Source organism: Psychrobacter sp. CX16 (genome assembly GCF_057396245.1).
In genome coordinates this window covers 14432-28601 of the sequence record NZ_JBXYJF010000023.1, presented here as the reverse complement: position 1 = coordinate 28601, position 14170 = coordinate 14432, and the positions used below count along the sequence as shown (strand labels likewise).

Sequence of the window (14170 nt, the reverse complement as noted above, 5' to 3'; positions counted from 1 at the left end):
TATAGTAATTATCTTTAAATATATTTATAGCAATACTGGCATTTAAATTGCCTCTAGCGCTTTCTTACAAGCTTCGGCCAAATAAGGATCAACCGTATCTTGCTTTAATAACCACTGTAAATAGCTGGCACCCTCGCTATCTGCGGCAAGTTCTGCAATCGCTTTGCCTTTATGTTTACCGAAGCTTAAATGGGTCGGAATACGGGCCAATTCGCTAAACGCATATAGACTCGCTACATCGGTAATGGTGTGACCTTGGGTATTTGCTAAGTCAATAAGGCTATTCAGTACTAATTGGGTAAAGTAAATATCATATACCGCAGCGTGCGCATGCTTGGCTTGCTCGCGGGCGACATCACGATGGAAGTGATAAAGCAGTGCGACCAATTGATGATTCTCAAGCGTCGGTAACAGGTAGCTCGACATGGCCTTAGTACAGATAAGCTTGGGCGTATGCGTGACGCCGGCATTTTTAAGTACTTGCATATCAAAATCGATATTATGGCCAATAAGGTACTCAACGCTTGCAGGCAATCTAAAGTCCGTATGCGGCGTTTCATGAGTCACGTCTTCATCACAAATATGCGAGGTTGCCATCGCGCCCAAGCTAATCTTTTTAAGCGGGTTGAAGCGTTTGGATCTAGGTGGCTGGGTAACGACCACTTGGCCTTGGTTTATCTCTACAATGGAGTAGGCGGCCTCGGTCATATGCGGCTCATCAAGCCCCGTTGTTTCGGTATCGAGTATATAAGTGGCCATAACAATCCTTAAAGTTATCAGATGTTTATCGGTTAATATAATTGCGGTTATGGTAACTTAATTGTGGACTGTGAACCAGTGCGGCCAAGTAAACTAGCCTAAGCATATAATATAAGCAGAGTGATTGATAATAATAGCAATAGACAGACTTGATAGCGGAGTTTGACAGCTTAGCTCTGGCGCAATACACTCGCACTATTGATAGTTCAAGCGATTTTTTCTTAATTGATATGGACAAAATAATCATGACGCCATTAATTCTGCACAATCCAAATTGCAGCACTTCTCGCAATGCCTTAGCCATCATGAAAGCCTCTGGTGAGACACCTGAGGTTATCGAGTATTTAAAAAACCCGCCATCCCGAGAGTATTTGGTGGAGCTGCTTGGTTTGATGAAAGTACCTGCAAAAGAATTGCTACGCAGTAAAGAGAACTTAAGTGATGAGCTGGGTTTAAACAGTTCTGATGCTACAGACGAGCAAATATTAGATGCCATGGCAGTGCATCCGATTTTGATTAATCGTCCGGTAGTGGTTACTGATAAAGGCGCTGTATTATGCCGTCCGTTAGAGCGCATATTTGAGGTATTGGAGAATCCAGTTTCTGAATTTACCAAAGAAAATGGTGATACTATTTATAATCTCTAATTCAAATTATAATCGCTAGTTCAAATAACGAAAACTAAAACCAGCCTAAATAAAAAACGCCCATTAAATAGTTAATGGGCGTTTTTTATGAGCAATATGAACGATAGCAATAGAATAGATTATCATAATGCCAGTCTTATAGAGCTGAGCACTAAAGCGTATCAACAATCACCGAGCGCCCTTCGTGTTCTAGTACGGTGGCGTCTACTTTATAAAGCTTGCGAATAGTGTCTTTGATTAATACATCTGTGGGATGGCCGGTCTCAATAATGTGGCCTTTTTTCAGCATGACCACCGTGTCGGCGAACTGTGCTGTTTGTATATGGCTATATTTATACTCCATTGATAACGATTATTATTTACATAAAGGGTATTTTGTATTAATATTCCGCTCTAAGCTGTCGTATTTTGATTGATATTAATAACAAAATACGTGGGCACAACCTTGAACAATTATATATATAGGGAGCGTTAGGTGCCAAGTAGGGACATGTGCGAATTTAAGCTAACTTTTACGACAAAAAGACTGCCACCATGAGAAATAACCGTAAAACCAGAAGTTTAACGCCGTTTAATCTAGCCACACTTGTTGCTGTTGTTGTGTTCCATGGTACCGTCGCTACTGCTTTGGTAAATATGAAAATGCCTCATCAAAAGCCGCCTAAGGTCGAGGAACCACTGCTTTTAGAAATTGAGCTTATTGAGCCAATACAAGAAAAGCCACCTGAAATAGTGGATATTAAGTCACAGCCAGAGCATCCAAAAGCAGCCCCTCAGCCAAGAGGGGCACAAGAGCCTAAACCTGCGCCGCAGCCTGCTCCCGAACCCAAGCCTAAGCCAGAACCAAAGCCGCAGCCTGCTGCAAAGCCTAAGTCGCAGCCTGACCCTAAGCCGCAACCCGATCCGGAGCCCAAACCTAAGCCTAAGCCTAAGAAATCACCGAATACAGAGCCCAAGCCCCTGCCTGATCAAAGCGAAGTGATTGCCGCACAGAAGCGTGCTGAGCGACAGCGCCAATGGGAAATTGAACAACAACGTCAGCTCGAGGCAAAGGAGCGAGCAGAACGTGAGGCACAAGCGCAGGCTGAGCGAGAAGCCCAAGTGAGAGCGGAACAAGAGGCCAAGCGACGTGCGCAGCGTGAAGCTCAACAAAAAGCAGAACAGGAAGCCAAAGAGCGCGCCGAGAGGGAAGCAAGAGAGCAGGCCGCGCGTGAAGCACAGCAACGAGCTGAGCAAGAAGCACGTGCGCAAGCAGAACGAGCAGCAAAAGAACGAGCAGCAAAAGAACGAGCATCAAAAGAAGCCGCTGAGGCAGAAGCGGCAAGCAATAAACCTCAAGTACTGTCAGCGAGTCAGGCAAGTTGGCGACGTAAACCTAAATTCACCTTCCCTGCATCTGTTGAAAGAAGAGCAAACTCTGGAGATGTGTTTAGTGTCTCGTTAAAACTAGAGGTTGATAAGCAAGGTAATGTAACGGGTGCTACTGTAACAAAGTCATCAGGAAATGATGCCATCGACAATGAAGCATTAAACTCCGTTAAGCGGGCTAAATTTAACCCTTTTACCAAAAATGGGGTGCCAATTATGGGCTATTTAATCCTACCCTTTAACTACCGAGTACCTTAAAGCTATCGCAGACCAAACACACGAATTAAAACGTCAAACAAAATAAGCACACGATATTTTTATTATATGAATCGGTTTAAATTTATTTTAGTAAGGACTTACTATGGACTTTGCAAGTTATTGGCAATATACCGATATTGTTACTAGATTTCTGTTTTTTACTCTCATTGCGCTCTCTATCTTGTCATGGGTTACCGGTATTTTACGGCTTTATAACAGCTATAAAATGAAAGGCCAAGTTGCTACAGATATCTCGAAAGCTTATCAAGCGCAGTCACAGAATATGGCGAGCTTATCAAGTGCTGAACGCAAAACCGTGACAGAGCAGCTACTTTTGCAGCAAATTGGTCGTTATCGTTATAACGGGGAAAAAGGGTTGCCGATTTTGGGGACTACTGCTGCCATCGCCCCCTTTATTGGTCTATTTGGTACGGTATGGGGGATTTTCCATGCCTTGCATAATATTGGTGAGTCTGGCCAAGCAGGCTTAGGTCAAGTGGCAGGTCCTGTGGGTGAGGCGTTGATTATGACGGGTCTTGGCTTAGCAGTTGCGATACCGGCGGTTATTTTTTATAACATCGCGGTACGTTTGAACCGTCAAACTCAGTTTAATGCCAATGACACCGCTTATGGTATCTTGGGTGATACAGCGAAAATTCAAAGTGTAGGCGTTAAATCTGGCGTTGCCTCTAGTAACATGCAACCACTCACTGCTCAGTCACAGTCTTCCGAGAAAAGACAGTATTCATCATCTGCTGCCCAGTAGGCGCATAGTGATTGAAGATATCGGACTAGATAATCACGATGAGGTAGGAGCGTAATATGGCCTTTCAATTGGGTGAAGATGACATGCAAGGGATGAGTGAGATGAACCTCATTCCTTTGATCGATATCATGCTGGTATTGATGATTATTTTTATGGTGACGGCAACGGTTTTGAACCCGTCGGTGCCTTTGGATTTACCGCAGACCAGTGCTAGCGTGCAAGAGCAACCACCTAAAGTGATTCAGGTGAGTGTTGATAAAGATGCGGGTATATTTTGGGATGATCAGCCAGTGTCGATGGAAGAATTAGAGACACGCATGGCAGCGCAATCACAGCTTGAGCAAGAGCCAACCATTCATTTGCGAGCGGATAAAGATGCGCGATATGAAACGGTGGCACAAATCTTGGCAACGGCCAGTAGTGCTAATTTGACTAAAATTGCTTTTATTAGTGAATGATTTATTTTCACTTAGTACAAGCCAATCTTACCTCCATCCATTTGGTGGTTAGATGAAAGCATAAGTGAAACGATAAAACTAAAAATAATAATACTGTTCTATTTTTTAACCTTACTAGGTGTGCCCTTAGTAAGGTTTTATAATTTTTTGACTTTCATAACAACTTTTCATTAACCTTTAAGGCCTCTTTTAGCCGATCTATCTATTGATATTAGCGATATTAACTACTTAGGATTTCAAACGCTCTGAGTCTACATGTTAATGCGCCGGTTTGTTAAAGGCATCGCCTGCTTCTAGTTCATCTATGGTGATGCTGTCACTTTTAAAGGAGAAGCCTTTGTTGCTAAAGGTACCCAGCATAATAGTCTCAATCAAGGGTTTGACATTGTTTGAATTACTTTCAATCGCTACCACAAAGTTGGCACCATCACCGCCAGTATCATCAAATTTCTCAACAATATAGTTCAGTGTACCCATAGGCGGCAATTCAATTGACTTGGTCAAATAAGGACGTACGTAGTCGCCTCGGGTATTGTAATAATCAATCTTAGTGACATATAAACTACTGGTTAAACTGGTATTTCGAATACTTAATGTGGCTGAGAGCATCACTTTCGGATTGTCTTCATCGACATAGATATTGGAATAAACGGGCACATAAAACAGCTGCTGATAGGGCATATTACCCTCGGGCACCGCATCAATCTCGAGTTGTTTAATGGGGTCTTTATGCTCTTCACTATATAAGATATTAGGATCATGCTCAGGCGGGTTACATCCTGTTAAACCAGCGCTAAGTATCAATAGGGCTGCGCATAATGATTTGGTTTTCATATCGTTTCCTTACTGCTTAAAATTTGCAGCGGCTGTCAAAGATAGGCTCTAAACAAAAAAGCCGCCACAAATGAGTAATTTCTCTAGCCAACAAGTACATTAGTTTCAGGGTAATGAATGCGTGATTTTTTGGGCATCGCAATCAAATATGCCAAGGTCAATGGTCCAATTCTGCCGGCGAACATCATAAACATAATCACCACCTCGCCGGGGTCACTTAGCTGAGTGGTCAGCCCTCGTGTCAGGCCAACGGTACTCAGTGCAGAAACTACCTCAAATAACACATCTTCTAAGGCGTGCTCCGCTTCAACGACCGATAAAATAAACACACTTAAGAATATTAACATCATGGTGATACTAATAATCGATAAAGATTTACGTACCAGTCTATCAGGGATACGGCGCTCAAAAATCGTCACATGATCGCGCTGATGCAAAAATGCCCAAGTGGTCAAAATTAGAATAACGAAGGTACCGATTTTAATACCACTGGCAGTAGACAATGAGCCACCACCAATGAACATCAAGAACATGGTAAAGATAGTACTGGCATCGGTCAGCTGATCAATGGGAATGGTATTAAAGCCAGCAGTTCTCGGAGTAATGGCCTGGAACCAAGCGGCTGTTAACTGACCCCCAAGACTTAATGAGCCTAAAGTGTTGGGGTTGTTATGTTCGAGTAGCCAAAATAACACAAAAGCTACAAAATTAAGGAGCACTGTGGTGCCTACCACCAGTTTGGTATTGACGCTTATCTTGCGCCAACTGCGGTGATCGATTAAATCTTTAATCACCATAAAGCCTAAGCCGCCGATCATAATAAGCGAGGTGATAACCATGTTTATGCCAATATCACTGACATAAGGCGATAAGCTATCACCGGATAAGGCGAATCCAGCATTATTAAATGCAGAAATGGTATAGAAAAACCCGTGATACATGGCAGTAGTAATGGGCATGTCTCTTGAAAACAGGGTTGTTAACGCAAAAAATCCAGCCAGCTCAACACAAAGTGCAATACTGACAACCGATTTTGCAGTGGTGGTAATCTTGCCAAAGCTGGTCTCAGCAAAAGCTTCACGGGCAATCTTCTGGCCCGTGATATTCAGTCGCCGCTGTAAGCTAAAAAATGCCAATACGGCAAAGGTCATAAAGCCAAGGCCACCGAACTGAATCAAGATAGCAATCACCACTTGTCCAAAGTGAGTGTAGTTAGCGGTATCAACCACAGCAAGACCAGTTACCGTGACAGCTGATGTCGCCGTAAAGGCTGCTTCAAGCCAAGAGATAGATTCAATAGTAGCAAATGGCAACATCAACAAACAGCTGCCCAACAATATTAAAAACAAAAAGCCAATGGCCAAAATCATCGGCGGAGAGTAAAGCAAACGCGGCGTTTGTTTGGGTTTAGGCATGAACGTTACCTTGTTTTAGGGCGTCCGTTTAAAGCGAACGCAGAACAAACCAGATTTACCAATCATTAGAATAAGTCGAGACGGTCTAGTCACCTAAGAAGTGCTTGGCTAAATGCTTTAATGCAGTGACGCGTCCGCTATAGACTAGGCGATCAGGGTATTGAATCATCATATCTGAGCTGAAGTCTTGGATAACCTCATCACCGCGGATAAGAAGTAACAAATCCGTATCAAGGTTTTTGCTTTTGATTTTATCAATACTAATAGGGGACATAGTCTCTGGCATATCGATACGGACTAAATACTCTTTATTACCCAGTGCCAAATACTGCTTCATCATCGGGTAGGCCATAGACTGAGCAATACGAATACCCATGTCTTGCTCAGGATGGATGATATTTTCAACACCTAAGCTATGCAAAATATCGTGATGAGCGTCTGTTTTGGCTTTCACCCACAAGTTTTTCACGGGCAGTTTAATTAGATTTAGCGTACACAATAAGCTGGCTTCCAAATCGTCACCAATACTCACGATTACGCCATCAAATTGACTAAGATTTAGCTCTTGTAGTGTCTCAATATTGGTCGCATCTGCAATGACCGAGTGTGCCAATGTATCGCTGACTTTATTAACTTCTTCTTCATCTAGGTCAATGCCTAGTACCTCGTTGCCTTGGCTCTGTAGCTCAAACGCACAGGCTTTACCAAATACACCCAGTCCGATTACGGCAAATTGCATGTTGATACCTCGTTACTTGTTTATGAACCTAAAAACAATTGGGTTAACTTTATAAGAATTATACGCCTAAATTCAGCGATGTAGACGGTTTACCTCATTGTTTAATGTAGCTTGATACCAAATATAGACAAAAAAAGAACGCCAATTGGCATTCTTTTTTGTAAGATTTTATGCTTAAGACTGTTGAAACTCAGTAAAAATAGAATGTATCTATTGCAGCATTGAATTACTGACTGACTCGTGCAATGACTTCTTCACGGCTTAGCAGTTCTTTTTCACCAGTACGGCGATCCACATACTCGTATTTGTCTTCTGCTAAGTTTCGGTCAGAAACAACAATACGATGCGGGATACCAATCAATTCTAAATCAGCAAACTTAACACCTGGGCGCTCGTTACGGTCATCTAAAATCACGTTTAGCCCTTGCGCTTTTAACTCTTCATATAAGGCTTCAGCGGTGTTCATGACCGTCTCTTCTTTAGATTTCATTGGCACGATAGCGATATCAAATGGTGCAATAGAGTCTTTGATATCAGGCGTCTTCGCCCAAATGATACCGTTATCATCATGATTTTGCTCAATAGAGGCGGCGATAATACGGCTCACACCGATACCATAACAACCCATCATTAAGGTCACTGGCTTACCATCTTCACCCATTACTGTACAGTTCAGCGCTTTAGAATACTTATCACCCAACTGGAAGATATGACCGACTTCGATACCGCGTTTGATGCTTAAAGTACCTTTACCATCTGGAGAGATGTCGCCTTCAACCACGTTACGGATATCAACGACTTCGGTAATTTGCGCATCACGCTCCCAGTTCATACCGGTAGTGTGCATGTTATATTCGTTAGCGCCTGAAACGAAATCACTCATAGTTGCTGCTGCGCGATCTACATAAACAGGTATGTCTAAGTCAACACCAATGTAGCCTTTTTTCAGACCGGCGTTTTTCATTTCTTCATCGGTTGCAAAGGTCAATGGTACTGCCACTTCGGCAATTTTTTCCGCTTTGATTTCGTTAAGCGTATGATCGCCACGTACCACAAGCGCGATTAATTTTTCATCACCCTCAGTGCCGTCGTCATTAATATCATGACCTTTAACAATTAAGGTCTTCACGGTTTTTGATAGAGGGATATCTAGGAATTGAGCCAATGCTTCATTGGTCTGAATCTTAGGCGTGTCAACATTTTGGCGCTCTTGGGTCGGTGCTGGGCGCTCATCGGTACAAATCGCTTCTACAAGCTCAACGTTGGCGGCAAAGTCAGAGCCGTCAGAGAAGGCAATCGCATCCTCACCACTACCAGCTAATACATGGAATTCGTGAGAGGCAAAACCACCGATAGAACCGGTATCCGCTAATACCGCACGGAAGTTTAGACCTAAACGGGTAAAGATACGTGAATAGGCGTTGTACATATCTTGATAGGTATCGGCCAATGACTCTTGATTAACATGGAACGAGTAGGCGTCTTTCATGGTGAATTCGCGGGCACGCATTACCCCAAAACGCGGACGAATCTCATCACGGAACTTGCTTTGGATTTGAAATAGGGTCAGCGGTAATTGCTTGTAGCTTTTAAGCTCACCATCAGCAATCGTCGTGATAACCTCCTCATGTGTAGGCCCAAGCACGAAGTCGCGGTTATGACGGTCTTTAAAACGTAAAAGCTCAGGGCCATATTCAGTGATGCGGCCTGTCTGTTCCCAAAGCTCAGCCGGTTGGGTCATCGGCATTAGGACTTCTTGGGCACCGATATTTTGCATCTCTTCACGCACGATACGCTCAACTTTTTGCAAAATACGCAGACCCATAGGTAACCAGACATACAGACCCGAGGCAAGCTTACGAATAAGACCTGCTCTGACCATCAGTTGGCTAGAGGCGATATCAGCATCGCTTGGTGTTTCTTTTAAGGTAGCAAATAAAAACTGGCTGGCTCTCATAACGGACTCAACTTTACTTTGTATAGATTAGCTATCAATAGCTAAATTAAACGATGAAAAACACCTTAATGAGTAATCAATCTACCATCATTTTGGGTGTTAAATATAGACAAACTATTCAAATTAATAAGTTCAATCCGCCTATGTTAGGTAAAGTCATCCAATGACGCAATCCTTTTTTAAATAATGTGGTTTTTTGGCCGGATTAAGCGGGCATTTGTGTAACGTAAAATAGCAGACAAAATGGGGGTTATTGGCTATATTAGAGGCTAATAACATTGATAAAATACTCTGTTCTGATTTTCTTATTGAATACGGTGACGGTTATGACAACTAAAACACAAAACACAGCAAAAAGTAGTGGGGTGGTATTAAAATTAGGCGTACTGCTTATTTTGATTTTTCTGGCCATATTATTGTGGCAGCAGTCAAAAGATAAGGACGAGCTACAAATACAGACCATTACTCGAGAAGGCGTGGTAACCAAAATTCAAGAGCTAAACCGTCTAGAGACCATGGCCTATAATGTCGATACCGTGATTACCAGTGAGCAGCAAGGCACGTGGCAGCGCCTTTGGCAAGACCAACAAAAGGGGCTGTTTATTGCGCGTGGTCGTATTGTCGCTGGCGTGGATTTAAGTCAGATAAGCCCAGAGATGGTGCAAGTCACTGAGCCAACACCTGAGCAGATAGAGGAAGCCAAGCTTCAGGCAGAAGCCGATGGTAATGAGGATTCTATTAGCATCATGCCTAACATTATGATTACCTTGCCGCCTGCTCAGATTTTCTCAGTATATCTGGATGATCTGGAGGTCTATGATTGGCAGGCAGGCGGTATGTTCGGCATGGTACAAGCAGAGCCTGAAGTATTAAAGCAGGCGCAGGCCAGTGCTAAAGCTGAGGTGCTTAAGCGTGCTTGTGCAGATGGGGTAATGCAGCAAGCAGAAGCCAATGCCAAAAAAGAGATGACTCAATTGTTTGCGATGACTGGTGCAGAAGTCACTGTGCATACGCAAGGTACAGGTGCGTGCCAGCCAATTAGCTAAACTATCAACTAGGTAAATGAGTACGTTTTCTTATAAGGCACTGCTGTTTTAAGTCATTCGCCTTTAAATTGAGCAATGGCATACAGGCGGGCTTGTTTGTGTTCTACCATCGGTACGGGGTAGTTAACATGAGCAAACTCGCCTTTTTCATTCAGTGCTTTGCGTAGTTTACTTTCATCGTGCAAAATTCTGGCAGGGATGTCTTTTAATTCTGGTAGCCATGTCTTAATAAAAACAGCCTCTTTGTCATGGGTCTTGGCTTGGCTAAATGGGTTCATGATGCGAAAGTAGGGCGCTGAATCTGTTCCTGTCGATGCACTCCATTGCCAACCGCCATTATTGGACGCAAAATCACCATCAATTAAATTTTGCATAAAATAGCGCTCACCCAAGCGCCAATCAATAAACAAGTCTTTGGTCAAAAACATCGCGGTGACCATGCGTAGACGATTGTGCATAAAGCCGGTTTGGTTTAAGCAGCGCATTGCCGCATCAATTAATGGAACACCGGTCATGCCGGTACACCATTTCTCAAAATCGTTACTATCATATGACCAATTTACTTTGCTATCGGTATCCTTTTTATAGGCCGCACCCTGAACAATATCGGGTCTATCAACAATCACATGACGATAAAAGTCACGCCAACCAAGCTCGCTTATCCAGCGCTCAATATCGGTTGAGCCATTAGATTTCAAGCTATTTTCTTGTAGCTTTGCCTCTGCTTGTTGGTAGCATAGACGTGGACTAATGGCACCAATGGTCAAATAGGCAGAGAGATGACTGGTACCTATTAACGCTGGCTGGTCACGCGTTAAGGTATATTCTTCAATATCCTCTTTAATAAAATAATGCAGTCTTTCGATAGCTGCTTGCTCGCCGGCAGGATAATCGGCACGTGCTATTTTTAATAAAGCATCTGCCTCACTGTCTGATAGTTGGTAATACGCTTTAAAGGCATCTAAAACCGCATGACGTATGTCATCTAGAGAGAGCGATAGGTTGTTCGCTTTAATATTTATGTCATTATTTGAGTGTTGTTGATTAATATCAAAAGAGTCGATTTCATAAAGGACTGGCGGGCTAATCTCTAAGGTTTGTAGCCATTTTTTATAAAAAGGGGTGAATACTTTGTACATCGTATCATCACCGGTTTTAATGGTGTCGGGCGGTAAGATACATTGGTCGTGATACTGCTTGAAATCGATGTTTAGCGCTGATAGCTTTTTGTTTACTTTAGCATCACGCTGTTGTTCGTTGAGCTCGTATTCATAATTACACACAACATGGGTGATCTTATTATCCACACAAAACTCAGTGAGCACCTCAGCACTATCTGCATAGCTATCGGCCTGCAATAGATGCAAGGTGATGCCAAGCTTGTTTGCTAAGTTGTCTTTGAGCTTGTTGACGGTGCGCATCATCAAGTCCACTTGTACAAGCGACATATGATGCTCAAGCCACTGCTTAGGCGTACAGATAAACACGGCATGCAAGCTTGCAGAATGCTGGCTGTCTGCATACTCTAAGGCTTGCTCGATTAACAAAGTTAACGCCGTATTATCATGCAGACGTAGGTCGCGCCGAAACCACATCAGTCCAGATATTTTATTTTCATCAGCCATGTGGTGCTCCTCAAAAAGTGTGATTTAATTGTTTGATTATGGCGCTATTTATTAATTTATGTCATATACTTTACGCACAGTCGTCGACTACCTAAAGGGTGATAGACGGTGCGTTAATCATGCTAAAAAGTATGATAGGATAAGTGATTAATAAAAACCATTTAATCACGTTACACGGTCAAACAGATTTAGCGAAGACGAGGGCATAATGCAGGTTAAGTTTTGCGGATTGACGCGAGTAGAGGACGTAAAGCAGGCGGTACATATTGGCGCGGATGCCTTAGGCTTTGTGTGTTACCCGCCCAGTCCTCGCGCAGTGACAGCCGCGCAGGCGAAAGATTTGATTCAGCATATCCCGGCCTTTGTGAGCGTGGTTGCCTTAGTGGTTAATATGAATAAAGACGAGGTCGTTGAACTGGCGAATACCGCTACTTTTGATGTGATTCAGTTTCATGGTGACGAGAGCCCAGAGCAGTGTCAATCGTTAGCCAAAGCGGTGAACAAACGCTGGATTAAAGCGTTACGCATTAATAAAGAGCAGGATACGCCTGACTCGATTCGTACCAAGATTGATGCGTTTGCGCAAGTCGGTGCTAGCAGTATTCTACTTGATGCCTATCATAAAGACGCGTATGGCGGCACAGGCGAGCGCTTTGATTGGTCGCTGATTCCGAATGATACCAGCTTACCGATTATTTTGGCGGGGGGATTAACTCCGCAAAATATAGGTGAGGTTATGAGTCAGAATTTACCGATACATGCCGTTGATGTGAGTGGTGGTATTGAGTCGGCAAAGGGTGTTAAGGATGCCGGTAAGATGGCAGCGTTTATTCGTTCGGTAAAAAGCAGTCGATGGCAAGATTAAACCATCCTGAGGTATGATAAAAACACAAATTAAACTCCACTATCCAAAAACTAACATATAACACTTTAATATTTCACTATTTATAGAGCGAAAACTACTATGACAACAACCTTTAATAATATTCCGCACAACGATGAAATAGACGATGAAGCTGTAGATTTTAACCAGTATCCAGATGCCAGTGGTCACTTTGGTATTCATGGCGGTCGCTTTGTGTCTGAGACACTAATGGCAGCTCTAGAAGAGCTTGAGACGCTGTATTATCAGGTCAAACAAGATCCTAAATTTTGGGAAGAGTACCATAATGATTTGGTGAATTATGTGGGTCGTCCAACGCCGCTTTATCATGCCAAGCGTCTGAGCGATGAGATTGGTGGCGCGCAGATTTATTTTAAGCGTGAAGATTTAAACCACACGGGTGCCCATAAAGTAAATAACACCATTGGTCAGGCATTATTGGCAAAAATGAGCGGTAAAAAACGTATTATTGCCGAAACTGGTGCCGGTCAACATGGTGTGGCGACCGCAACGATTGCAGCGCGTTTAGGGCTTGAATGTATCATTTATATGGGCGCTGATGATGTTGAGCGTCAGAAAATGAACGTCTACCGTATGCGTTTATTAGGTGCTAAAGTGGTACCTGTTGATTCTGGTTCACGTACGCTAAAAGACGCGATGAACGAAGCAATGCGTGACTGGGTGACCAATGTTGATACCACTTATTATATTATTGGTACGGTCGCAGGTCCGCATCCATATCCACTATTGGTGCGTGATTTCCAAGCCATTATTGGTAAAGAGGCACGTATTCAGCATTTAGAAAAAACCGGTAAGCTGCCAGATGCTTTAGTGGCCTGTGTTGGTGGCGGTTCAAACGCAATTGGTCTATTTTATGAGTTCTTAAATGATACCGATGTCAAAATGTATGGCGTAGAGGCGACCGGTGACGGTATTGAAACGGGTCGTCACTCTGCACCACTTGCGGCAGGCCGTGTAGGTGTATTGCATGGTAATCGCACTTACTTAATGGCTGATGATAATGGTCAAATCTTAGAGACGCATTCAATCTCGGCAGGTCTGGATTATCCAGGCGTTGGTCCTGAGCATAGCTTCTTAAAAGACATTGAGCGTGTGCAATATGTGGGCTGTACCGATAAAGAAGCGCTACATGGTTTCCATGAAGTGACCCGTAAAGAAGGTATTATCCCAGCGCTTGAGTCGTCTCACGCTGTAGCTTATGCGTTAGAGCTTGCAAAGAACATGAGCCCTGAGCAGACCATTATCGTCAATATGTCAGGTCGTGGTGATAAAGATCTGCATTCGGTGATGAAAGCTGAAGGTATCGAGCTTTAAGCTAAATGAAGCAGGTATAAACGCATAAACCAGAATTAATTAAACTGGGGCAGTATGATGTTATCCATTAATAATTGCCC

General features: G+C 43.2%; 14 protein-coding genes. 7 read left to right on the top strand and 7 right to left on the bottom strand.

The features are described 5' to 3' along the window. Positions 1 to 42: 42 nt before the first annotated feature. A complete protein-coding gene (locus tag AC2SLM_RS09290) occupies positions 43 to 759 on the bottom strand; it encodes an exonuclease domain-containing protein (protein WP_486553420.1) in 717 nt (238 codons plus the stop codon). 245 nt (positions 760 to 1004) lie between these two features. Here AC2SLM_RS09290 and arsC point away from each other — a divergent pair, with 245 nt between their 5' ends. Next, positions 1005 to 1406 carry an arsenate reductase (glutaredoxin) gene (gene arsC, locus AC2SLM_RS09285; RefSeq protein ID WP_486553419.1) on the top strand — a complete coding sequence of 134 codons (402 nt, stop codon included), beginning with the start codon at positions 1005 to 1007 and terminating at the stop codon, positions 1404 to 1406. 151 nt (positions 1407 to 1557) lie between these two features. On the opposite strand, the gene AC2SLM_RS09280 is transcribed toward arsC, so the two are convergent. Further along, the gene (locus AC2SLM_RS09280) at positions 1558 to 1749 is read right to left on the bottom strand and encodes a hypothetical protein (protein ID WP_486553417.1); all 192 of its coding nucleotides are present in this window, start codon (positions 1747 to 1749) and stop codon (positions 1558 to 1560) included. Positions 1750 to 1940: 191 nt separating this feature from the next. Here AC2SLM_RS09280 and AC2SLM_RS09275 point away from each other — a divergent pair, with 191 nt between their 5' ends. From AC2SLM_RS09275 to AC2SLM_RS09265, 3 genes are all read left to right on the top strand, one after another. Continuing rightward, on the top strand, positions 1941 to 3032 hold the full coding sequence (locus AC2SLM_RS09275; RefSeq protein WP_486553415.1) for an energy transducer TonB: 1092 nt from the start codon (positions 1941 to 1943) through the stop codon (positions 3030 to 3032). A gap of 103 nt (positions 3033 to 3135) precedes the next feature. Next, positions 3136 to 3798 (top strand): MotA/TolQ/ExbB proton channel family protein, encoded by a 663-nt coding sequence (locus AC2SLM_RS09270; protein ID WP_486553413.1) that lies wholly within the window; start codon positions 3136 to 3138, stop codon positions 3796 to 3798. Between the two features lie 56 nt (positions 3799 to 3854). Continuing rightward, positions 3855 to 4256, top strand: coding sequence for an ExbD/TolR family protein (locus tag AC2SLM_RS09265; RefSeq protein WP_486542705.1), 402 nt, complete (start codon positions 3855 to 3857; stop codon positions 4254 to 4256). A gap of 258 nt (positions 4257 to 4514) precedes the next feature. Here AC2SLM_RS09265 and AC2SLM_RS09260 read toward each other — a convergent pair whose 3' ends face one another. The 4 genes from AC2SLM_RS09260 to AC2SLM_RS09245 form a co-directional block, all read right to left on the bottom strand. Next, a complete protein-coding gene (locus AC2SLM_RS09260; RefSeq protein WP_486553411.1) occupies positions 4515 to 5090 on the bottom strand; it encodes a DUF3124 domain-containing protein in 576 nt (191 codons plus the stop codon). An 83-nt stretch (positions 5091 to 5173) separates the two neighbouring features. Continuing rightward, positions 5174 to 6505, bottom strand: a complete 1332-nt coding sequence (locus AC2SLM_RS09255; protein WP_486553409.1) for a TrkH family potassium uptake protein — start codon at positions 6503 to 6505, stop codon at positions 5174 to 5176. Between the two features lie 85 nt (positions 6506 to 6590). After that, entirely contained in the window at positions 6591 to 7244 is a 654-nt protein-coding gene (locus AC2SLM_RS09250; protein ID WP_486553407.1) for a potassium channel family protein, read from the bottom strand. A 226-nt stretch (positions 7245 to 7470) separates the two neighbouring features. Further along, the gene (locus tag AC2SLM_RS09245; protein ID WP_486553405.1) at positions 7471 to 9201 is read right to left on the bottom strand and encodes a proline--tRNA ligase; all 1731 of its coding nucleotides are present in this window, start codon (positions 9199 to 9201) and stop codon (positions 7471 to 7473) included. 326 nt (positions 9202 to 9527) lie between these two features. On the opposite strand from AC2SLM_RS09245, the gene AC2SLM_RS09240 reads away from it, so the two are divergent. Continuing rightward, complete coding sequence (locus AC2SLM_RS09240) at positions 9528 to 10247, top strand: DUF4230 domain-containing protein (protein ID WP_486553404.1); 720 nt, start codon at positions 9528 to 9530, stop codon at positions 10245 to 10247. A gap of 53 nt (positions 10248 to 10300) precedes the next feature. Here the strand turns inward: AC2SLM_RS09240 and AC2SLM_RS09235 are convergent, their stop codons facing one another. Further along, a complete protein-coding gene (locus AC2SLM_RS09235; protein ID WP_486553402.1) occupies positions 10301 to 11872 on the bottom strand; it encodes a cryptochrome/photolyase family protein in 1572 nt (523 codons plus the stop codon). A 208-nt stretch (positions 11873 to 12080) separates the two neighbouring features. On the opposite strand from AC2SLM_RS09235, the gene AC2SLM_RS09230 reads away from it, so the two are divergent. After that, complete coding sequence (locus AC2SLM_RS09230; protein ID WP_486553400.1) at positions 12081 to 12737, top strand: phosphoribosylanthranilate isomerase; 657 nt, start codon at positions 12081 to 12083, stop codon at positions 12735 to 12737. 99 nt (positions 12738 to 12836) lie between these two features. After that, positions 12837 to 14090 (top strand): tryptophan synthase subunit beta, encoded by a 1254-nt coding sequence (gene trpB, locus AC2SLM_RS09225; RefSeq protein ID WP_486553399.1) that lies wholly within the window; start codon positions 12837 to 12839, stop codon positions 14088 to 14090. Positions 14091 to 14170: the final 80 nt, after the last annotated feature.

What these genes read in the sequence shown, in the direction of transcription:
- AC2SLM_RS09290 (WP_486553420.1), bottom strand. Translation starts at nt 759, where the DNA reads ATGGCCACTTATATACTCGATACCGAAACAACGGGGCTTGATGAGCCG.
- arsC (WP_486553419.1), top strand. Translation starts at nt 1,005, where the DNA reads ATGACGCCATTAATTCTGCACAATCCAAATTGCAGCACTTCTCGCAAT.
- AC2SLM_RS09280 (WP_486553417.1), bottom strand. Translation starts at nt 1,749, where the DNA reads ATGGAGTATAAATATAGCCATATACAAACAGCACAGTTCGCCGACACG.
- AC2SLM_RS09275 (WP_486553415.1), top strand. Translation starts at nt 1,941, where the DNA reads ATGAGAAATAACCGTAAAACCAGAAGTTTAACGCCGTTTAATCTAGCC.
- AC2SLM_RS09270 (WP_486553413.1), top strand. Translation starts at nt 3,136, where the DNA reads ATGGACTTTGCAAGTTATTGGCAATATACCGATATTGTTACTAGATTT.
- AC2SLM_RS09265 (WP_486542705.1), top strand. Translation starts at nt 3,855, where the DNA reads ATGGCCTTTCAATTGGGTGAAGATGACATGCAAGGGATGAGTGAGATG.
- AC2SLM_RS09260 (WP_486553411.1), bottom strand. Translation starts at nt 5,090, where the DNA reads ATGAAAACCAAATCATTATGCGCAGCCCTATTGATACTTAGCGCTGGT.
- AC2SLM_RS09255 (WP_486553409.1), bottom strand. Translation starts at nt 6,505, where the DNA reads ATGCCTAAACCCAAACAAACGCCGCGTTTGCTTTACTCTCCGCCGATG.
- AC2SLM_RS09250 (WP_486553407.1), bottom strand. Translation starts at nt 7,244, where the DNA reads ATGCAATTTGCCGTAATCGGACTGGGTGTATTTGGTAAAGCCTGTGCG.
- AC2SLM_RS09245 (WP_486553405.1), bottom strand. Translation starts at nt 9,201, where the DNA reads ATGAGAGCCAGCCAGTTTTTATTTGCTACCTTAAAAGAAACACCAAGC.
- AC2SLM_RS09240 (WP_486553404.1), top strand. Translation starts at nt 9,528, where the DNA reads ATGACAACTAAAACACAAAACACAGCAAAAAGTAGTGGGGTGGTATTA.
- AC2SLM_RS09235 (WP_486553402.1), bottom strand. Translation starts at nt 11,872, where the DNA reads ATGGCTGATGAAAATAAAATATCTGGACTGATGTGGTTTCGGCGCGAC.
- AC2SLM_RS09230 (WP_486553400.1), top strand. Translation starts at nt 12,081, where the DNA reads ATGCAGGTTAAGTTTTGCGGATTGACGCGAGTAGAGGACGTAAAGCAG.
- trpB (WP_486553399.1), top strand. Translation starts at nt 12,837, where the DNA reads ATGACAACAACCTTTAATAATATTCCGCACAACGATGAAATAGACGAT.